This window comes from Halomonas sp. AOP43-A1-21, from assembly GCF_052376775.1.
In the GTDB taxonomy this organism is placed as follows: Bacteria; Pseudomonadota; Gammaproteobacteria; order Pseudomonadales; family Halomonadaceae; genus Vreelandella; species Vreelandella colorata.
The window spans coordinates 111,203-131,024 of record NZ_JBQSWC010000007.1; the positions used below are offsets into that span (position 1 = coordinate 111,203).

Genomic DNA, 19,822 nt, shown 5'->3' on the forward strand with positions numbered 1-19,822 from the left:
CTCGATGCTCAGTTACCGCTTAACGCGGCAGGGAAGGGGGCTGCACGAGCCGCCCATCTACTTGGGGCGATGAATGGGTTGATAGGGTAAAGCTGCCAACGACATCGGAAAGACGCAAGGACTGCTCTTTCAGCTGCTCTGCGGCGGTTGTAGATTCTTCTACCATGGCTGCATTTTCTTGCGTCATGTGGTCCAGTTCGGCCACCGCAATATTGACTTGATGAATACCGTCACTCTGCTCGCTGGTAGCCGCCGTGATTTCTTCAAGCACATCGGTTACGCGAGTAATGTGCGCCACGATATCCTGCATGGTGGTGCCAGCATCGCGTACCAGGGTTGTGCCGTTATTCACTCTGCTTTGCGAGTCTTCAATCAGCTTTTGGATATCGTGGGCGGCATCACTGCTGCGTCCTGCCAATTTGCGCACCTCATCGGCGACTACCGCAAATCCACGGCCGTGTTCGCCAGCGCGGGCGGCTTCCACTGAGGCATTGAGCGCCAGCAGGTTAGTTTGGAAGGAAATGCTGTTCATCAGAGTGACAATTTCGCCGATCTTATCCGAGGCGTGAGTGATGTCTTCCATGGTGGTCACCACGTTTGCCACCACCTTTCCGCCTTCATTAGCCACTTCTGAGGCGGTTTGCGATAGCTTGTTGGCTTCCTGCGCTGAAGCCGCCGTGTGCTGGACCGTGCTCGTAATCTCTTCAATTGAGGCCGACGTTTGCTGCAGGCTGGCAGCCGCGTTATCGGTACGCCGGGAAAGATCCTGTCCACCCATGGCGATTTCAGTCGCCGCATGGTGCACTGATACGCTGCTGCTACGTACATCGATCAATACCGCTTCCATCTTGCTCACGAAACGGTTAAAGGCCTGAGCAATTTGAGTAACCTCATCACCGCCCTCTTCGGGCAGGCGTTGGGTCAGATCCCCTTCACCAGAGGCGATATTATCCATGGCGTTACGCACAATCAGCAGGCGGCGCAGCAGCAGTGATAGCAGCAGGCCAAAGGCAAGGGCGGTCAATAGCGCCACAACCACTAAAATAACGATGGAAGAGGTGGCGATTGCGCGTAGGCCAGCCGTTGCCTCATGCTTATCCAACGCGACCATAAGACGCCAGCCGTTTTCACCGCCAATCGCGCGGCCGAGCAATAGCTTGTCACTTCCCTGGAGAGTTAGAGGGAGCGGGGTGGTGGCACTCGTCAATTGATTGATCAAGCCCGTCGTGAGCTGGCTGTTAATGGCGGAGACCGGGCTGAGGATCAAGCCAGTATCGGGGTGGGCGATCAATGTGCCATCGTAAGTGGTGAGAAAACCAAAGCTTGCAGGAGTCGGCGCAATGCCGGTGACCGTTTCGACAATATTGCCGATAGGAATATCCGCACCTACCACGCTGATGAGTTCAGCATTGCGATAGAACGGACGGGCAAATGTAATGACCAGCCCGCCTGTCTGATCATCAATATAGGGGGCGGTAACAATCGTATCCTGTGCTGCTACTGCTGCTTTGTACCAGGGGCGTTCGCGCGCGTCATAGCCGCTGCTCGGCGATGCTCCGTTGTCATAGGTAATGGAACCATCATCGGGATAGCCAATATAAGTAGAAATAAACCCACCCGAGGTAAGGAACTGGCGAAGCGCCGGGCCGGGATCGTTACTGTTAGCGGCTGTCTCCATGCTTTCCAGCATATTTAGCCGAGTATTGAACCACTCGTTCAAGGCCTGGGTATTGCCGCTCACAACCGCTTTTAAGTTGCTGGCTATCTGTACATTGTTGTGATGTTTTACCGTCATGTAACTGACGATGCCGTTAATCACTAGGCCAAGAATAATCGCTGCCAGTGCGGCTAATAAAATACGTACTCGAAGGGAGGAAAACATGGTCGCTCTCTGTGTCGATAAGCTTCCGTATGCACTGCTGCTACGGAGTGAAGTTATCAAGCTTATCGGCGAGAGCGACTGCTACTTTAGTTAACTATAGGGTGATTGTCGTTAAGCGCTCAACGCAAGTCGCTGACGGCTTCCTGAATATCTTTCAATGGCGCCTTGCTAAGATCTTTTGCCAACGTGTGCGTCACCAGCTTTTGGGTCGGTGCGTCGAGCTTTTCACGTAGCAGGCCTAAGAACTTGGGCGGCGCGACCAAAATCAGCTTTTCCATGCTGTTACTGACGCGTGCGTTATATAGACACTGGGTCACTTCTTTGGCAAACAGTTCATTTTCATGCTTTAACGCCGTGCCCCCTTCAGAGGATGAGCGTGATGACGACGATCTTGATTCATGTACGTCGGCGCCTGCGCTGTCAGTGATCAGGTCGCCTTCATGCAGGCGTCCTTCGGCATGAACCAGGCTCTCTTTTTCCTCCAGATTAAGTGCATCACGGGTGAAAATACGCGCCCGAGCAGCATCAGCTACCACGATATAGGTTGTCATCATTAAACGTCCTCCGTGTCGTTAAGCGTCTGTTAACCATGGCAAGCGTTTGGCATTCGGTCAACCCGTAGAGCATATAGAGTACGCTCCTAGAGTACTGTACCTAGAGCACTTTACGCCGCAGCAGGCTGGTGATTGCTTCACCGATCAGCACCAGCACAATGATCGCAATCAGGATGGTCGCCACGGTCGGCCAGGCAAAGGTATCAATCGCGCCTTGCAGAATCACCCCGATACCACCCGCGCCCACCAGGCCCAGCACCGTAGATTCACGAATGTTGATATCCCAACGTAAAATCACAATGGCGAAAAACGCGGGCATGACCTGAGGCATGATCGCATAGACGATGACCTTGGCCTTGGAGGCGCCCGTGGCTTCCATGGCCTCAACTGGCCGCTTATCAATCTCCTCAATGGCTTCGCCCATTAGCTTGCCGATAAACCCAATCGAGCGAAACACGATGGCGAGTATGCCCGCCAGTACGCCGGGCCCGAAAATAGCCACGAACAGCAGCGCCCAGATAATCGTATTCACCGAGCGGCTAGAGACCAGAATAAACCGGCCAAGCCACAGGCAGGCGCGGTTGGGCGTGGTGTTTTGCGCGGCGATATAGGCCACAGGCAGCGCCAGGAAAATGGTCAGAAAGGTGGCTAACGTGGCAATGTGAACCGTTTCAATCAGCGCGTTCAATATATTGCCAAGCCCGGCCGCGCTGGGTGGCCACATCCGGCCGCCAAGGTTTGAGATTTGGTTGGGCGCATCCCACACCCAGGGCCAGAAAATATCGATATCGCGCACCGCCCATACCACTACCATCAGGGTTACGAGCAGTACGGCGTAGCGAATGAGGCGCTCCTTGCGATCAAAACGTTGCCAGACATGATCGGCGAGCTTTTGTGCGTGATCTACCATATTTTTTTCCTTACCCAGCCGCTGATGCCTTCACTGAGCAAAATAACCGCAATGATGACCAGCAAGATCGCAAAGGCGAAATCGTAATCGTAGCGCCCAAAGGCGTTCATCAAGGTGCTGCCAATCCCGCCGGCCCCGACAATACCCACCACGGCAGAGGCGCGCAGGTTACTGTCCAACTGGTACATGGAAAGCCCTACCTGGCGCGGTAAAATCTGCGGGAATACGGCATAAAAGAGTGTTGCCAAGTAGCCGGCGCCCGTGGCGCGCATCGCCTCTACCTGCCCCCAGTCAATCTCCTCAATCTCTTCGGCGAGCAGTTTGCCTACAAAGCCAATCGAGTAGAGGGTGAGCGTTAAAATGCCTGCCAGCGGGCCAAAGCCGACGGCTGCCACAAACAAGATAGCCACAATGACCGGGTGAAAGCTGCGCGAGATAATGATCACCGCGCGACCCACCAGATAAATGGGCATGGGGGCGACATTGCGCGCAGCCATCACGGCAAACGGAATCGACAGAAAAACGCCCAGCAGGGTGGCCAGAATGGCAATCTGAAAGCTTTCTTTAAAGCCCGTTAGCAGCAGCTCGTAGCGCTCAAGATTGGGCGGAAACCCGCCGCTGAAAATACGCGCCGCGCGGGGCAGGCCTTCTGAAATGCGCGCCCAGTTAAACGGCAGTGAGCCAAACGCCCACACCAGGTAGATGACCGCTAAAATGAGAATGCCATAACGAATTAGCGGGTTAGCAATAAACGGCGGCTTTTTCCAAGTACGCGGCACCGTGGCATGAGTGTCAGGCCGGGTCATGGGCGCGCTCCTCGGCAGGGGCGTCGCTTACGGCCTCGTCAGGTGCTTCGATGCCGCCATAAATGGCGTCCAGGGCATCTTTATTGAAATCGGCTGGCACACCATCAAAGATCATCTTGCCGTGACGCAGGCCCACGATACGCTCGGTGTAGGTTTTGGCCTGGGCGACGTTGTGAATATTGATCAGTACCGGCAGCGACAGCTCGCTTGCCAGGCTCTGCAGCAGCATCATGATCTGTTCAGAGGTGCGCGGGTCGAGCGACGCGGTGGGCTCATCGGCCAACAACACTTCAGGTTCCTGCATTAACGCACGCACCACACCCACTCGCTGGCGTTCGCCACCGGATAGCTCATCCGCGCGCTTGTTGGCGTACTGGGCAATGCCTACGCGCTCCATCAACATGAACGCACGCTCAATATCCGCCTGGGGATAGCGGCGGGTAATCGCCTGATAGAGGTTTACGTAGCCCAGCCGCCCGGCCAGCACGTTTTCCATAACGGTCAGGCGGTCGAGCAGGTTGAAGCCCTGAAAGACCATGCCGATTTTGCGGCGGGCGCGGCGCAAGTCGGCGCCTTTAAGGTTAACGAGTTCGGTGCCGTTTAAGGTGATTGAGCCGGAGGTAGGTTCTACCAGGCGATTGATACACCGCAGCATGGTGCTTTTGCCGGCACCTGAGGCGCCCACAATCGACACGACGCTATTGCCCTCTACCTTCAGATCCAGCCCTTCCAGCACGGCCTTATCGCGGCCATAACGTTTGACCAGATTTTTAATTTCCAGCATGTTTTCGCTTCCATCTGCTAGGAATAACCGCGCCACGCAGCCGTGGCGCGGTGCGTGTTACTCTTCCAGATTTTCAGGCGTATAGCTCACGCCATTGGCGGCCTGGATGGTGCGAATAACCTGCCAGTTATCCTTGTAGTTAATGGGGATAAACTTCTCAACGCCTTCAAACTCTTCGCCAAGCTCTGTACCTACGAAATCAAAGCTGAAGAACGCTTCTTCGATTTTTTCAACCAGATCAGGATGCAGGTTGTACGCATAGTTGTAGGACGTCGTGGGGAAGCGGTCTGATTCATAAATCAGGCGAACGTCGTCGGTATCGTAAAGCCCTCGCGCGGCCATGCGGTCCACGACTTCCGAGGCAACCGGGGCGGCATCGTAATCGCGTGCCACAACGCCCAGCATGGATTGGTCGTGGCTACCGGAGTAGACCACCTCGTAATCTTCCTCAGGCGTTATGCCGAGCTCCGGCAGCAGCGCGCGAGGCGCCAGGTTACCCGAGTTGGAAGTGGGTGAGGTATGGGCAACGCGCTTGCCTTTAAGGTCTGAAAGTTCCTGGATATCGGAATCGGCATGGGTGAATAGCTGCAGCGTGTAGCCAAACTGGCCATCATCAGAGCCCATCAGCGCAAACGGAACCGCGCCTGCCAGGTTCACCGCAAACGGCGTGGGGCCCGTCGAGAAACCAGCAATATGCAGGCGTCCGCTGCGCATGGCCTCTACCTGGGCCGCGTTGGATTGGACCGCGAAGAAGCGTACGTCGCGACCGGTCACTTCTGAAAGGTGGTCGATAAAGGGTTGCCAGATATCCGAGTAAATCGCCGGGTCTTCAACCGGGGTGTAAGCAAAAATTAGTGTATCTGGATTGACCCATTCCGACTCATCGGCTGGACGATCAGCAACCATATCGCCATTTTCATCACAGTAAAGGGCATCAAGATCACCGCGCTCACATTCGGCATAAGCGTGTGAGGAAAGCAGTGCGAGGGGGAGTAACGCTGAAGCAGTCAGTAACGCAAGCGGGCGCTTGCAAAAAAGCGACGTAGCCATGGAAAACCTCATTAGTAAGTTATTTTTATGGTCTTGCTGTTTATGATCGTGCTATTTGTTGGTGCATTATTAATGGTTGTATTAAAGGTAGCTAATAAGCGCTTAAGTGTTCTTTTCTCTGCGCTATGTCACCTTCATGGAGACACTCGCTTTTCGAAAGTGCACATTTAGCCGCCTAAATATTGGTTTTCGAAAATCAACTCTTTCAATCTAGGGTTTGTGACAAAGTTATGTCAAACACTTTTCTTGCCTCCTCCGACCATTGGCGCAACCGCTACTTATTAATGCGCCATGGTCATAGCCAGGCGAATCAGCAAAAGTTGATTATTAGCAGTCCGGAGCGCGGTATTGACGCCTTTGGGCTTTCAGAAATGGGCGAACAGCAGCTCGCGCAGGTGGTGGCCAAGTGGGCATGGCCAACGCCTGACCGTGTGATTCATTCCGATTTTCTGCGCACCACCCAAACGGCTGCGCGTGTTGCGAGTGCCTTTAAGCTTGAGATGAGCAGGGATGAGCGTTTGCGTGAACGCTATTTTGGTGAATTCGAAGGCGAGGGGGATATTCATTATCCGGACGTATGGGCGCTGGATGCCCATGACGCTGAGCATTGCCACCGCCAGGTGGAAGCGGTTAGCTCAGTGGCGGCGCGAATGATGGCCGTGATTGAGCACTGGGAAGCGCAAACCCATGATGAAACAATTTTGCTGGTAAGCCACGGTGACCCGCTGCAAATCCTGCTTACCGCATTGGCGGGCAAGCCGCTCAGCCAACATCGTGAGCAGCTTGCCTTATTACCGGCCAGTATTACCGCGGTAGGCGCACGTTAAGCGCACGGCAACGCTTTAGTGACCCAGTATCTGGCTTAAGAACAGCTGAGTACGCTCCGACTGTGGGTTATTGAAGAACGGTTCCGGTGCGTTTTCTTCAATAATCTGCCCTTGGTCCATAAAGATCACCCGGTCGGCGACGGTTTTGGCAAAGCCCATTTCATGGGTGACGCAGAGCATGGTCATGCCTTCATTGGCAAGCTCCACCATTACGTCCAGCACTTCCTTGATCATTTCCGGGTCAAGAGCGGAGGTGGGCTCATCGAACAGCATGATATCCGGGTGCATGCACAGCGAACGGGCGATGGCTACGCGCTGCTGCTGGCCGCCGGAAAGCTGGCCGGGGTATTTCCTGGCCTGTTCTGCAATCTTTACCCGTTCCAGATAGCGCATCGCCTGGGCCTCGGCTTCCTTGCGGGGCTTTTTCTGTACCCACATCGGCGCGATACAGCAGTTCTCAAGCACGCTTAAATGGGGGAAAAGATTGAAGTGCTGAAACACCATGCCGACGCTGCGGCGAATCTGCTCGATACGTTTTACATCCTGGGTAAGCGGCACGCCGCCGACCACTATTTCGCCTTGCTGATGCTCTTCAAGGTGATTGATGCAGCGAATCAGCGTCGATTTACCCGAACCAGACGGGCCGCAGATAACGATACGCTCACCGCGTTTTACTTCGAAATCAATATCGCGGAGTACGTGAAAGTCGCCGTACCACTTGTTAACGCCGCGCATTTCAACCATCAGATCAGAAGTACTTGTGTCCGTACTTGTATCCGTACTTGTGTCATGAGTGCTTGTATCAGAGCTATTAGTGGCTGCTTGTGTCATGTGTGAAATCCTACTCAAAATCTTTAAGGAAAGCGGCGTTAGCGCTTATGGCCGGTATTGAGCTTGCGTTCCAGATACTGGCTATAGCGCGACATGCTGAAGCAGAAAATCCAGAAAACGAACGCTGCAAATACATAGCCTTCAATGGAAAAGCCCAGCCAGTTCGAGTCGGAAAGCGCAGCCTGCACGATCCCCAATAGATCAAACAGCCCGATAATCATGACCAGCGTGGTGTCTTTAAATAGCGAGATAAACGTATTGACGATGCCTGGAATCATCATCTTCAGCGCCTGCGGCATCACGATAAGCCCCATGCGTTTCCAGTACGTCATCCCTAGCGCGGCAGCCGCCTCTTCCTGACCTTTGGGAATCGCCTGCAGGCCGCCGCGGATCACCTCGGCCATATACGCACTTTGAAACAGCGTCAGACCGATCAGAGCGCGCACCAGGCGGTCGACAGTGATATCCGAAGGCAGAAAGAGCGGCAGCATGACCGAGGCCATAAACAACACGGTAATCAGTGGCACGCCGCGCCAGAACTCAATAAAAATGACGCAAAAGCTTTTCACGATCGGCATGTTGGAACGCCGCCCCAGGGCCAGCACAATGCCGATGGGCAGTGCCCCAATCATGCCCACAGAAGCCAGCAGCAGCGTTAGCATTAAGCCGCCCCAGCGGTGGGTCGGTACACGTGGCAAATCAAAATAACCGCCGTGCAGCAGCACGTAAGCTGCGACCGGGAAGCCCACTAACGCAAGCACCGCCACCCAGCGTTTAAACGGCATGCGCGGTATGGCAAGCCATGCAATAAGCGCAAAGAAGCCCGCAAAGACGATATTGGCCCGCCAAACCTCATCGCGTGGGTAGAGGCCATACATGAACTGGCTAAAGCGCGCCTTCACAAATACCCAGCAGGCACCTTCGCGCGAGCAGTCTTCCCGTGTGGTGCCAGTCCAGTCAGCGTTGATAAATGCCCACTGAATGGTCGGCACCAGCAGTAGATACAGCACGTAAAGGCCAATCAGGGTAAACAGCGTGTTAATAGGGCCGCTGAATAAGTTGGCGCGAAGCCAGGCAAGCGGACCAATGGTGTTGGTAGGCGCTGGCCGCTGATTGATCATGGTTTGATTATGAATCATGCAGAAATCCTCACCGTCACTTAGCGCTCGACCAGCGCCACGCGGGCGTTGAACCAGTTCATAAACATGGAAACCAACAGACTGATGGTCAGATACACCGCCATGGTCATGGCAATGACCTCAATGGCTTGGCCTGTTTGGTTGAGCGTAGTGCCCGCAAACACTGAAACGAGGTCGGGGTAGCCGATCGCGGTAGCCAGTGACGAGTTCTTGATCAGGTTCAAGTACTGGCTGGTCAGCGGGGGGATAATGACCCGCAGCGCTTGAGGAATGACCACCAGACGCAGCACAAGGTTACGCGGCAGGCTTAGCGCCTGCGCCGCTTCGGTTTGCCCATGAGAAATCGCCTGGATACCCGAGCGGACAATTTCGGCAATAAACGCGGCGGTATAGATCGACAGCGCCAGCCACAAGGCTAAAAACTCGGGGATGATCGTAAAGCCGCCCCGGAAGTTAAACCCGCGCAGCTCAGGTATATCCCAGGTCACCGGCACACCTGTTCCGAGCAAGACCAGCAGCGGTAAACCAAAAATGAGCGCCAGTGAGATCCAGATAGCCGGCAGGCGCTTGCCCGTGGCCTCGTGACGACGCCTATTCCAGATCACTAAAATAACGCTGGCCACAATCGCTACCAAAAACGTTGCCGGAATTAACCCGAAGCCCGACTCAAAAAGCGGCTCGGGCAAATAAAGGCCCCGCACGTTAAGAAATAGAACTTCGCCAAAAGACAAACTCTCCCGGGCGCTTGGTAGAGCCCGCAGTACGGCAAAGTACCAAAAGAAAATTTGCAGCAGCAGCGGAATATTACGAAAGGTTTCGATATAGGCGGTGGCAAGGCGTGCCAGTAGCCAGTTAGGTGAAAGGCGAGCAATCCCCACGATAAAGCCAATCGTGGTGGCCGCTAATACCCCGAACCCGCCCACCAATAATGTATTGAGCAACCCGACCAAGAAGGTTCGGCCATAGGTGTCCTGAGAGGAGTAGTCGATCAGACTTTGGACGATCCCAAAGCCTGCGGTGTTATTTAAAAAGCCAAAGCCGGTGGTGATCCCCCGGGAGGATAAGTTGTCCTGAACATTACCCACGATATATAGCAGGAAGACGGCGACCGCCGCCGTTAAAAGAAGTTGGAAAATCAGTGCACGCTTAGCGCGGTCTCGCCAGAACGGCGGCTTTTGGCCAGCGGGGCGAGTATTGGGTCTTACCGACATGGGTGGCGTCTCCGCGATACGGAAGGTCAATCAAATGGCCCGCCTGCCCCTTAAAACAGGAACTTAAAGCACGTACTGAATGCGTACCTGATAAGGGCGACGGGCCGGGTCAAGCGAGACGCTTAGCGAATCGGCGGTGCGTACTGGAAGCCACCTTGGTTCCAAAGGGCGTTAGCACCCCGTTCGATTTCAAGCGGAGAGTCCATGCCGACATTGCGATCAAAACTCTCGGCGTAGTTACCCACCTGGCTGATAATGTTGTAAGCCCAGTCAGCTTCTAAGCCCATGCCTTCACCGTAGTTGCCGTCCTGGCCCAATAGGCGCGCGATATCGGGATTTTCGGAGCTGGTCATATCGTCAACGTTTTCGCTGGTCACGCCGTACTCTTCAGCGTTCAGCATGGCAAACAGCGACCATTTCACGATGTTGAACCAGGTGTCATCGCCCTGGCGAACCACCGGGCCCAGCGGCTCCTTGGAAATGATATCGGGTAGAATGACGGCACCATCCGGATCGTCTAGCTGAATGCGCAGGGCTGCCAGCTGAGAGGTATCGGAGGTCAATACGTCACAGCGACCGGCCTGGAAGCCGCCCACGGTCTGTTCTGAGGTATCAAACACAATGGGGTCGAACTGCATATCGTTGGCGCGGAAATAATCGGCCACGTTTAGCTCGGTCGTAGTGCCGGTTTGGATACAGATCGCCGCGCCGTCCAGCTCATCAGCGCCGCTAATTTCTAAGTCGCGGCTGACCATAAAGCCGATACCGTCGTAGAAGTTGACGCCAGCAAAGTTCAGGCCCAGCGTGGTATCGCGGGTAGTGGTCCAGGTGGTGTTGCGCGAAAGCAGATCCACTTCGCCTGACTGAAGAGCCGTAAAGCGTTCTACCGCATTAAGCGAAATGTAATTCACCGCGTCGGCATCGCCCAGAACAGCAGCAGCCACGGCACGGCACACATCGACATCCAGCCCTTGCCAGTTGCCATCGCCGTCGGGTGCGGAGAAGCCTGGCAAACCGTCACTAACGCCGCACTGAACCGCACCACGCTCGATGGTATCTTCCAAAGTGGCTGCATTCGCCGTTGAGGTGCCTGCTAGCGTAACCACGCCTGCCGAGGCCAGCAGTACTAAGTGTTTTTTAGTTAGCATCATAGAGTTTCCCATTATGTTTAGTCTTGTTATGCATGCAGAGGCATGACATATAAAACTAGCAAGGAAGATGCCAACATGGGATATCGCCAAATTCAGCGCTTTTCAACGCAAAACATCCCGGTTCCGACGAAAGTTTAGGTGCAAAAAATTAGAAACGGTTACTGCACGCTCTGACTTGGTGCAGTAACCGCCGATTGACTGCTAAAAGTGATTAACGAATGGGCGGCGCGTACTGGATACCGCCATCTTTCCACAGCGCGTTCAAGCCGCGGGCGATCTTGAAGTTGGAATCCGCCCCCACGTTACGCTCATAAATTTCCGCATAGTTGCCTACTTGCTTGATGATTTGGTAGGCCCAGTCTTCATTCAAGCCCATGCCTTCGCCATAGTTACCGTCTTGACCAAGCAAGCGCGCGATATCCGGGTTATTGGTACTGCGCTGTTCATCGACGTTTTCGCTGGTCACGCCGTACTCTTCAGCATTGAGCATGGCAAACAGCGACCACTTCACAATATTGAACCACTGGTCATCGCCTTGGCGTACGGCAGGGCCAAGTGGCTCTTTGGAAATGATCTCGGGCAGTACGACGGCCATATTCGGGTCGGCCAGCTGCATACGCTGGGCGTAAAGCTGAGAAGCGTCAGAGCTTAAAACATCGCATCGGCCCGCTTCGAAACCCGCAATGGATTGCTCAGGGGAGTCAAAGACCACCGCGTCGTAACTCATGTCATTAATACGGAAGTAGTCGGAAAGGTTCAGCTCGCTGGTCGTGCCCGACTGGGTGCATACCGCCGCCCCGTCGAGATCCTCGGCACTTTGCACGCCTAGGTCGCTTGCGACCATAAAGGCCTGACCATCGTAGTAGGTTACCCCAGTAAACTGCAGGCCCAGCGTCGTATCGCGGCTTGACGACCAGGTGGTGGTGCGAGACAGCAAATCCACCTCGCCAGACTGTAGCGCGGTAAACCGCTCGACCGAGTCCAGTGGTACAAAATCTACCTTACTGGCGTCCCCCAGGGCAGCGGCGGCAACCGCACGGCAAACGTCAGTGTCCAGGCCGCGATACTGATCGCCATCATCCAGAGAGGAGAAGCCGGGCTGCGCGGCATTAACGCCACAGCGCACGCTGTCGCGGGATTGCACTTTTTCAAGCGTAAGGGTATTCGCCAGGGCGAATACGGGAACCAGAGCACAGGCGCTAATACTTAACCAACGTACGGTTTTCATTGTTGTTTCCTTAACGTTGAGACACAAAAAAGCCGGGCAGAGCAGCCCGGCCTTTATCGCTTGCTGGCGCGTGCGTTACGCGAATGCTTTGCGCATAAACGGCGGCAGCGCCAGGGCGCCACGGTGGGCATCCACTGTGTAGTACTGTAGCGGCATTTCGTGGCTAGCGGCAGCCTCTTCGCGGAAGGTTTCCACGTTGGTGCCTTTACCGGCCAGCGTCACGCTCCACCAGCCAGACGGGTAAACCGGCTGAGGGAAGGGCAGCGTGGCAACGCTTGAAAAGCCCGCTTCGCGCATATCATGGCGCAGCTCGCGAATGATCGAGCCGCTGTGATAAAGCGGCGATTCGCTCTGCTGAACCATCACGCCATCGGCTTTCAGGATGCGATGACAGCGCTTCAGGAAGTCGGTCTTGAACAAGCCTTCGGCGGGGCCAACCGGGTCGGTGGAGTCGATAATCAGCACGTCAATGCTTTCATCGGCAGCGTCATCCACCCATTTGACGCCATCAGCGAACAGCAGCTCGGCACGCGGGTCGTCGTTGGCTTCAACCAGCGCGGGGAAGAAACGCTCCGCGGCCTTGGTGACTTCCTCATCGATATCGATCTGGGTGACTTTCTCAACGTCTGGATGACGCAGCACTTCTTTCAGTGTGCCGCAGTCACCGCCGCCGATAATCACCACGCGCTTGGGTGCTGGATGAGTAAACAGTGCCGGGTGGGCGATCATTTCGTGATACAGGAAGTTGTCGCGGTCGGTGAGCATCACGCAGCCATCCAGCACCATCAAGTTGCCGTAGGTTTCGGTGGCGTACACTTCCAGGTGCTGGTACTCACTCTGCACATCCAATAGCTTTTCAGAGATCTTCAGCGAGAAGGCGCTGCCGTGGCTATCAAACACTTCGGTAAACCACTGGTCGTCGCGTAATTCGCTCATCAATTGGCTCCTGAGGAAGGGGTGTTGGAGTGGGTGGGAATGCCTTGGTGATACTGCGGGCTTAGCTCGTGCAGTGCCTCCATAAAGGCGGTGACATTATCCGGATTGGTAAACTGGCTGATGCCGTGGCCCAGGTTGAACACGTGGCCCGGGCCATGGCCGTAACTTTCCAGCACGCGGGCGACTTCGGCACGAATCGCCGACGGGCGGGCAAACAGTACGTTAGGGTCCAGATTGCCTTGTAGCGCGACCTTATGGCCAACGCGGGCGCGGGCGTTTGAAAGCTCGGTTGACCAGTCGATACCGAGTGCGTCAGCACCGGCACAAGCGATATGCTCAAGCCACTGGCCGCCGTTCTTGGTGAACAGGATCACCGGCACGCGGCGTCCGTCGTGCTCGCGAATCAGCCCGGAAACGATCTGCTCCATGTAGCGCAGCGAGAACTCCAAGTACGCCGGGGTAGACAGCGCGCCGCCCCAGGTATCGAAAATCTGCACCGCCTGGGCGCCTGCGCGAATCTGGGCATTCAGGTAGTCGGTTACCGACTGGGCCAGGGTATCCAGCAGCTGGTGCATGGTGTCTGGCGTGTCGTAGAGCATGGTTTTCAGGTGGCGGAAGTCCTTGCTTGAGCCACCTTCCACCATATAAGTCGCCAGGGTCCAGGGGCTTCCCGAGAAGCCGATCAGCGGCATACGCCCGTTCAGCTCGCGGCGGATGGTGGATACCGCACGCATGACGTAGTCCAGGTCGCGCTCGGCGTCCGGTACGCTGAGTGCGGCGACTTCTTCCGGGGTGCGCACGGTCTTGCGAAATTTGGGGCCTTCGCCGGTTTCAAAATAGAGTCCCAGGCCCATGGCGTCAGGAATCGTCAGGATATCTGAAAACAGAATCGCAGCGTCTAGCGGATAGCGCTCCAACGGCTGCAGAGTGACTTCGCAGGCCAGGTCATGGTTGCGGCACAGGTCCATAAAGCTGCCCGCATCTGCACGGCTGGCGCGGTATTCCGGTAGATAGCGGCCGGCTTGGCGCATCATCCACACCGGCGTGCGGTCGACAGGTTGACGCGCCAGCGCGCGCAGGAAACGGTCGTTTTGCAGAGGTGTGGGGGTCATAAATACTAGCCCTTAGGAAATTTGCCCGCATTGTAGGCGAGCAATTGTACTTTAAGATAGGTGCCAGGCAGTGATGTGCATGGCAAAAATCGTCGCAACCCGACAATTTTTCTCGTGGCTCACACCCTATGCGACCCGTGAGCTAAAGGCGACTTCCTGATAAACTACCCGCCTATTTTACCAACATTGGTGTGGTTAACTGGTTTGGTTAATCAGCGAGGTAACCTGTGACCATTCGCTTTATTGCTGCTTCCCGACTGCCCACCCCTTGGGCCACGTTCACTATGCATGGCTTCGAAGACGAAGCGACGGGCAAAGATCATATCGCTTTAACGCTCGGCGATGTTAAGGGCGGTGAGCCTGTATTGGGGCGCGTACATTCCGAGTGCCTGACCGGCGATGCGCTTTTTTCCATGCGCTGCGACTGTGGCTACCAGCTACAGGAAGCGCTTAAGCGTATTGCCGAAGAGGGCCGGGGCGTACTGCTTTATCTGCGCCAGGAAGGGCGCGGTATTGGCTTGCTCAATAAGATCCGCGCCTATCATCTGCAAGACCAGGGCGCGGATACGGTAGAGGCCAACGAGCAGCTAGGCTTTGGTGCCGATATGCGCCGCTATGATTTGTGCGTGCCTATGCTCAACCATTTGGGTATTACCGCGCTAAAGCTGATGACCAATAACCCGCGTAAAGTGGATGCGCTGACTCGGGATGGCGTCAATGTGGTCGAACGGCTGCCCATCACCACCGGCCTCAACCCGCATAACGAGCAGTACCTAGCCACCAAGGCAGGCAAGCTTGGCCATATGATGGCGCTGGGTGATTTTACCCAGGCAAGCGATGTGGATATCGAGCGAAAAGGCTGAAAATAACGCCTTAATGCGGTTAAAACTGCCAAAAATTGCTTTTTCTTAAACTTTTTTGCCCGGCGTCTGGGCTATGTTGATACAGACCGGTTTTGATACAGACCGATGCTGATACATAGCAGGACGCTAATTATCTGCAAAAGAGTAAGGAGGAGCAACGATGAAAGCACTTTGCTGGCATGGCAAAAATGACGTTCGTTACGACACGGTTCCCGATCCTGAAATAGAACATCCTCGCGATGCGATTATCAATGTAAGCAGCTGCGCTATCTGCGGCTCTGACATGCATCTTTACGATCACTTTATACCCGGTATGCAATGCGGCGACGTGCTTGGCCATGAGTTTATGGGCGAAGTCATGGAGGTGGGCAGCGCTAACAAGACGTTAAAGGTCGGCGACCGGGTGGTGGTGCCGTTCACTATTTTCTGCGGTGAATGCGAGCAGTGCCAACGCGGCAATTACTCGGTTTGCGAACGCTCCAACCGTAATAAATCCCTGGCCGACAAGGCCTTTGGCCACGGCGGTGCCGGGCTGTTTGGTTACTCACATTTAACCGGCGGCTATGCAGGCGGCCAAGCGGAATTTGTCCGCGTGCCGTTTGCCGATACAACGCATATCAAAGTTCCCGACACACTTACCGACGAGCAGGTGCTATTCCTCGGGGATATTTTCCCAACCGGCTGGCAGGCCGCCGTGCAGTGCGATATTCAGCCCACCGATACGGTCGTTATCTGGGGGGCGGGGCCGGTTGGTCAGTTCTGTATTCGCAGCGCCGTCTTGCTGGGTGCCCGCCAGGTAGTGGTGATCGACAACGTGCCTGAACGCCTTTCCATGGCCCAGGCGGGCGGGGCGATCACGATTAATTTCGAGCATGAGAGTGTGCTTGGCCGCTTGCAGGAGCTGACCAACGGCAAAGGCCCGGAAAAATGTATCGATGCGGTAGGCCTTGAAGCGCATGCCACGCGCTCACTGGATTCTGCCTATGATCGGGTCAAGCAGGCGATGATGCTGGAAAGTGACCGCGCCCATGTTCTGCGCGAGATGATTTACGTATGTCGTCCAGCTGGCGTGCTGTCCATTCCCGGCGTTTACGGCGGGCTTGTCGATAAAATCCCCATGGGCGCGCTAATGAACAAGGGGCTTACCGTGCGCACCGGCCAGACCCACGTTAATCGCTGGACCGATGACCTGCTCAAGCGTATCGATGAAGGGCAGATTGATCCCTCTTTTGTCATTACCCACTCCGTAGGCCTGGATCAGGGGCCTGAAATGTATAAGACCTTCCGCGAGAAGCAGGATGGTTGCGTCAAGGTGATTCTCAAACCTTGATCAACAAGCCATGGAGGTAGCTATGCACCATCAATATCATCAATCACAACATATGACCCGTTCATTAAGCACCGCCGATAGAGTCGCCCGCGGGCTTGGCTGGCTAAGTCTGGGCCTGGGGCTTTATCAGCTGTTGGCGCCGCATAAGCTAGGTGAACAACTTGGGTTGCGCGGCCATGAGAACAAGGTGCGTGCCTGCGGCGCGCGTGAAATGATCAGCGGCATTGGCGCACTGACCGATAATCCAACGCCTGCGATCTGGAGCCGGGTAGGCGGCGATACTCTTGACCTGGCTGCACTGACCTACGCGCTTCAGGATAGACATAACCCCAAGCGAAAGAACCTTTATCTGGCGCTAACCGCCGTGGGGATTATTACCGCAGTCGATGTCTACTGTGCCCAGGCGTTAAGCAAACGGCATGCTTACCAAGCTGGTGTCACGCCGGATTACAGCCACCGCAGCGGCTTCCCACAAGGCCTGGAAAGCGCCCGCGGCGCGGCGCGTGATTTTAAAGTGCCCAATGATATGCAGGATGCGCTACCCAGCTTGCCGCTTTAGCTTTATTTTATTTACTTTAATAGTGCAGACATGTCGCTGTTTTAAGCGTTATGTATTAAACACAGCGTTCTAAGTACAGCGGCCACTGTTTCATGACCTTACAAAGCCCAGGCGCTCAACCAACGGCGCCTGGGCTTTGTCATATTTGAGAGGTAGAGTGATGTCTGGTGATTGGCTCTCACCGCTCAATGACGGCAGCTCTTAAAATGGAGCAGGGCATGAACAACGCACACGATGTTGAACCTGAAGAATTCAGCGCTTTAGAAGAGCGCCTGCACAGCATTAGCCACGGGGTAGGCGCGTTACTGAGCTTAATTGGGGTCATGGTGCTGCTGGTGATGGCGAGTATTGCTGCCCACGTAGACCCGTGGAAGCTGGTGAGCCTTGGCTTGTACGGCATAACGCTGGTGTTGCTGTATACCGCTTCTACCCTTTATCACGGTGTTGCGCATCGACTCTGGAAGCAGCGCTTCCAGCTACTGGATCACTGCGCGATCTATCTTCTTATCGCGGGTACTTATACACCGTTTTTGCTTGTGAATATGCGCGGCCCTACCGGCTGGACGCTATTTGCCGCCGTGTGGTCGCTCGCGCTGATCGGGATTATCTGCAAATTGCTATGGCCGCAGCGCTTCGCGATCTTGAGAGTGGTGATTTATCTGCTGATGGGCTGGATGATTGTGTTGGCAACCGAAGAAATGACCGCCAGCCTCTCGGTAACCGGGATTACCTTGTTAGCGGCGGGCGGTATGTTCTACACGCTGGGCGTGATTTTCTACGCCGTGCGGGCGATCCCCTATAATCATGCTATTTGGCACCTGTTTGTAGTGGCGGGCAGCGTATGCCACTACTTTGCGGTAGTGGCAGCCGTGTTGCCTTATTCGACTTGAAGCGTTAAGTGTTTACTCGGCCGCTTGCTTCTCACGCGCCACCGCTTTTGCCAAGGCCGGGCGTTGGGTGTGGCGTTTGTGATAGGCCACAAGCGGCTCTGGCAGGCGGTGCTTCATGCTGATCGCCCAGGAAAGCGTATGGGTGAGAAATATATCCGCCAGCGTGAAAGTATTGCCCACCAGGGTTTCCTGGCCTTGAAAACGCCGTTCTAACGCACTCAGTGCACGCTGAAATTCCCACGTAGCCGTCGGCACGATAGTCGGCACACGCTTGTCTTCAGGCAGTGCAAACTTATGCTTGGCGTGGGTCCACAGCGGCTGTTCTATTTCGGTAACGATAAAGCTTAGCCACTGGTCAACTTGGGCTCGCTCGGCGGCGTTAGCGGGTAGCAAACTGCCATTGCCATACTGCTCGGCCAGATAACGACAAATGGCCGAGGATTCAAACAGGGTAAGCTCGCCGTCTTCCAGCACCGGCACTTTGCCATCTGGATGGCGCGCCAGATGCTCCGGAGTATGGCCTTCACCTTTATCTAGCGCGACATAGCGACAATCGTAGTCCATACCCAACTCTTCAAGCGTCCAGGCGGCGCGCAGTGAGCGAGAATGGGGAAAGCTGTACAGCGTAATCATGGCGTGCTCCTGACAAGGTGCCAGCCGTCGCTGGCGAAAAGAAGACGCCTTCAATCTAGCGGCCCGATGCCAGGATGTCGATATAGGCAAGGTTATTAACGCGGCCCGCAGAGGGGCCGCGCACTCGGCACCGCTGAAGCTGGTGCTAGAGCGCTATATAAAAGCGTTGCAGCACCTGTTAAACGGCCAATGCTTACGAGACTCTTAGCTGTCGCGCGCTTTACGGATACGTTCGTAGGCGTTGCCGATTTCACTGGTGCGCGCCTGGGCCACCTCGCGCATGCTTTCTGGTAAGCCTTTACCGGCCAGTTTGTCCGGATGGTTTTGGCTCATCAAGCGGCGGTAGGCTTTTTTGATTTCGGCGTCGCTGGCATCCTCAGAAACGCCCAGCACGCGGTAGGCATCTTTAAGCGCTTCTTCGCTTGCCCCTTGAGAGTTAGCCGCCGCGCCATGTAGCATGGCTTCAATTTGCTGTACTTCGGCCTCGCTACACCCAATGCCCCGTGCTACTCGCAGGATCATTGTATGCTCTTCAGGATGCAGTACGCCGTCCGCGGCGATGGCTGAGAGCTGGACCTGTAAAAATACCTGGCGCATGACCGGCTGGTTGCGGGTTAGACGGCCGACGCTGGCAAGCTCGGCATCAAGGTCGAAGTTATCCGCACGGCCACGCTCAAAGGCCGCGCGTGCCTTGGCCCGCTGCTCGCCTTGAAGGTGCATCTGGTCAAACAGCTTTTCGGCAACGCCGAGCTCGCCGTCAGTGACTTTTCCGTCGGCCTGGCAAAGGCAGCCCATCACCGAGAAAATCGATTCTAAAAAGCCTTCTTGAAGACGCATGCGCGCCTCCATCAGGCGACGGCCAAGGCGACGCCCTAACCACCAACCCAAGGCGCCACCAATTAACAAACCAATGGGGCCGCCTATGGCAAGACCAATCAGGGCAAAAAACACAATCAGAAGTAGCATGGCTCTCTCTAACGTCAGTAGAACAGGTGTACAGCCGGATATGGACAAAGGGCGATGCAGACTTTCAAGTAGCGGTTTAAACAAGGCGACGTGTTTCGCCGAACGTACTACTATAGTTGAAAAGGAAGCAGGCTAACGTTTACTGCAATCGTTTACCATA

Annotated in this window: 20 protein-coding genes; 5 read left to right on the forward strand and 15 right to left on the reverse strand. The window is 55.3% G+C overall.

What is annotated here, in order from left to right; genetic code table 11:
• Positions 1-19: 19 nt before the first annotated feature.
• From ACT3R7_RS06040 to phnD, 6 genes are all read right to left on the reverse strand, one after another.
• On the reverse strand, positions 20-1,882 hold the full coding sequence (locus ACT3R7_RS06040) for a methyl-accepting chemotaxis protein (RefSeq protein ID WP_193092186.1): 1,863 nt from the start codon (positions 1,880-1,882) through the stop codon (positions 20-22).
• Between the two features lie 119 nt (positions 1,883-2,001).
• Positions 2,002-2,433, reverse strand: coding sequence for a host attachment protein (locus ACT3R7_RS06045; protein ID WP_192538831.1), 432 nt, complete (start codon positions 2,431-2,433; stop codon positions 2,002-2,004).
• Positions 2,434-2,536: 103 nt separating this feature from the next.
• Positions 2,537-3,346, reverse strand: coding sequence for a phosphonate ABC transporter, permease protein PhnE (gene phnE / locus ACT3R7_RS06050; protein WP_192538807.1), 810 nt, complete (start codon positions 3,344-3,346; stop codon positions 2,537-2,539).
• Entirely contained in the window at positions 3,340-4,152 is an 813-nt protein-coding gene (gene phnE, locus ACT3R7_RS06055; protein ID WP_192538808.1) for a phosphonate ABC transporter, permease protein PhnE, read from the reverse strand. Before phnE (ACT3R7_RS06055) ends, phnE (ACT3R7_RS06050) begins: the two co-directional genes overlap by 7 nt.
• Entirely contained in the window at positions 4,139-4,936 is a 798-nt protein-coding gene (gene phnC, locus ACT3R7_RS06060) for a phosphonate ABC transporter ATP-binding protein (RefSeq protein WP_192538809.1), read from the reverse strand. The genes phnE (ACT3R7_RS06055) and phnC overlap by 14 nt, the downstream gene beginning before the upstream one ends.
• A 57-nt stretch (positions 4,937-4,993) precedes the next feature.
• Positions 4,994-5,986 (reverse strand): phosphate/phosphite/phosphonate ABC transporter substrate-binding protein, encoded by a 993-nt coding sequence (gene phnD, locus ACT3R7_RS06065; RefSeq protein ID WP_192538810.1) that lies wholly within the window; start codon positions 5,984-5,986, stop codon positions 4,994-4,996.
• Positions 5,987-6,216: 230 nt separating this feature from the next.
• Here phnD and ACT3R7_RS06070 point away from each other — a divergent pair, with 230 nt between their 5' ends.
• Positions 6,217-6,813, forward strand: a complete 597-nt coding sequence (locus tag ACT3R7_RS06070; RefSeq protein ID WP_192538811.1) for a histidine phosphatase family protein — start codon at positions 6,217-6,219, stop codon at positions 6,811-6,813.
• Positions 6,814-6,828: 15 nt separating this feature from the next.
• On the opposite strand, the gene ACT3R7_RS06075 is transcribed toward ACT3R7_RS06070, so the two are convergent.
• From ACT3R7_RS06075 to hemE, 7 genes are all read right to left on the reverse strand, one after another.
• Positions 6,829-7,557, reverse strand: a complete 729-nt coding sequence (locus ACT3R7_RS06075) for an amino acid ABC transporter ATP-binding protein (RefSeq protein ID WP_040460265.1) — start codon at positions 7,555-7,557, stop codon at positions 6,829-6,831.
• Between the two features lie 125 nt (positions 7,558-7,682).
• Entirely contained in the window at positions 7,683-8,783 is a 1,101-nt protein-coding gene (locus tag ACT3R7_RS06080) for an amino acid ABC transporter permease (protein ID WP_192538812.1), read from the reverse strand.
• A 20-nt stretch (positions 8,784-8,803) separates the two neighbouring features.
• Positions 8,804-9,994 (reverse strand): amino acid ABC transporter permease, encoded by a 1,191-nt coding sequence (locus tag ACT3R7_RS06085; RefSeq protein ID WP_192538813.1) that lies wholly within the window; start codon positions 9,992-9,994, stop codon positions 8,804-8,806.
• Between the two features lie 122 nt (positions 9,995-10,116).
• A complete protein-coding gene (locus tag ACT3R7_RS06090) occupies positions 10,117-11,142 on the reverse strand; it encodes an amino acid ABC transporter substrate-binding protein (protein ID WP_192538832.1) in 1,026 nt (341 codons plus the stop codon).
• 214 nt (positions 11,143-11,356) lie between these two features.
• Positions 11,357-12,373 (reverse strand): amino acid ABC transporter substrate-binding protein, encoded by a 1,017-nt coding sequence (locus tag ACT3R7_RS06095; RefSeq protein WP_192538814.1) that lies wholly within the window; start codon positions 12,371-12,373, stop codon positions 11,357-11,359.
• A 75-nt stretch (positions 12,374-12,448) separates the two neighbouring features.
• Positions 12,449-13,309 (reverse strand): polyamine aminopropyltransferase, encoded by an 861-nt coding sequence (gene speE / locus ACT3R7_RS06100; RefSeq protein ID WP_192538815.1) that lies wholly within the window; start codon positions 13,307-13,309, stop codon positions 12,449-12,451.
• Positions 13,309-14,421: a uroporphyrinogen decarboxylase gene (hemE, locus tag ACT3R7_RS06105; RefSeq protein ID WP_192538816.1), complete on the reverse strand. Its 1,113-nt coding sequence runs from the start codon at positions 14,419-14,421 to the stop codon at positions 13,309-13,311. Before hemE ends, speE begins: the two co-directional genes overlap by 1 nt.
• Positions 14,422-14,648: 227 nt before the next feature.
• Between hemE and ribA the strand changes: the two genes are divergently transcribed.
• The 4 genes from ribA (at position 14,649) to trhA (ending at position 18,063) form a co-directional block, all read left to right on the forward strand.
• Positions 14,649-15,284: a GTP cyclohydrolase II gene (gene ribA / locus ACT3R7_RS06110; protein ID WP_192538817.1), complete on the forward strand. Its 636-nt coding sequence runs from the start codon at positions 14,649-14,651 to the stop codon at positions 15,282-15,284.
• A 160-nt stretch (positions 15,285-15,444) separates the two neighbouring features.
• A complete protein-coding gene (locus ACT3R7_RS06115; RefSeq protein WP_192538818.1) occupies positions 15,445-16,614 on the forward strand; it encodes a zinc-dependent alcohol dehydrogenase in 1,170 nt (389 codons plus the stop codon).
• Between the two features lie 22 nt (positions 16,615-16,636).
• Positions 16,637-17,173 carry a hypothetical protein gene (locus ACT3R7_RS06120; protein ID WP_192538819.1) on the forward strand — a complete coding sequence of 179 codons (537 nt, stop codon included), beginning with the start codon at positions 16,637-16,639 and terminating at the stop codon, positions 17,171-17,173.
• A 218-nt stretch (positions 17,174-17,391) separates the two neighbouring features.
• A complete protein-coding gene (trhA, locus tag ACT3R7_RS06125) occupies positions 17,392-18,063 on the forward strand; it encodes a PAQR family membrane homeostasis protein TrhA (RefSeq protein ID WP_192538820.1) in 672 nt (223 codons plus the stop codon).
• A 12-nt stretch (positions 18,064-18,075) separates the two neighbouring features.
• On the opposite strand, the gene ACT3R7_RS06130 is transcribed toward trhA, so the two are convergent.
• Together ACT3R7_RS06130 and djlA are read right to left on the reverse strand one after the other, a co-directional pair.
• Positions 18,076-18,696, reverse strand: coding sequence for a glutathione S-transferase family protein (locus ACT3R7_RS06130; protein ID WP_192538821.1), 621 nt, complete (start codon positions 18,694-18,696; stop codon positions 18,076-18,078).
• Positions 18,697-18,900: 204 nt separating this feature from the next.
• Positions 18,901-19,662, reverse strand: a complete 762-nt coding sequence (djlA, locus tag ACT3R7_RS06135) for a co-chaperone DjlA (protein ID WP_192538822.1) — start codon at positions 19,660-19,662, stop codon at positions 18,901-18,903.
• Between the last annotated feature and the right edge of the window lie 160 nt (positions 19,663-19,822).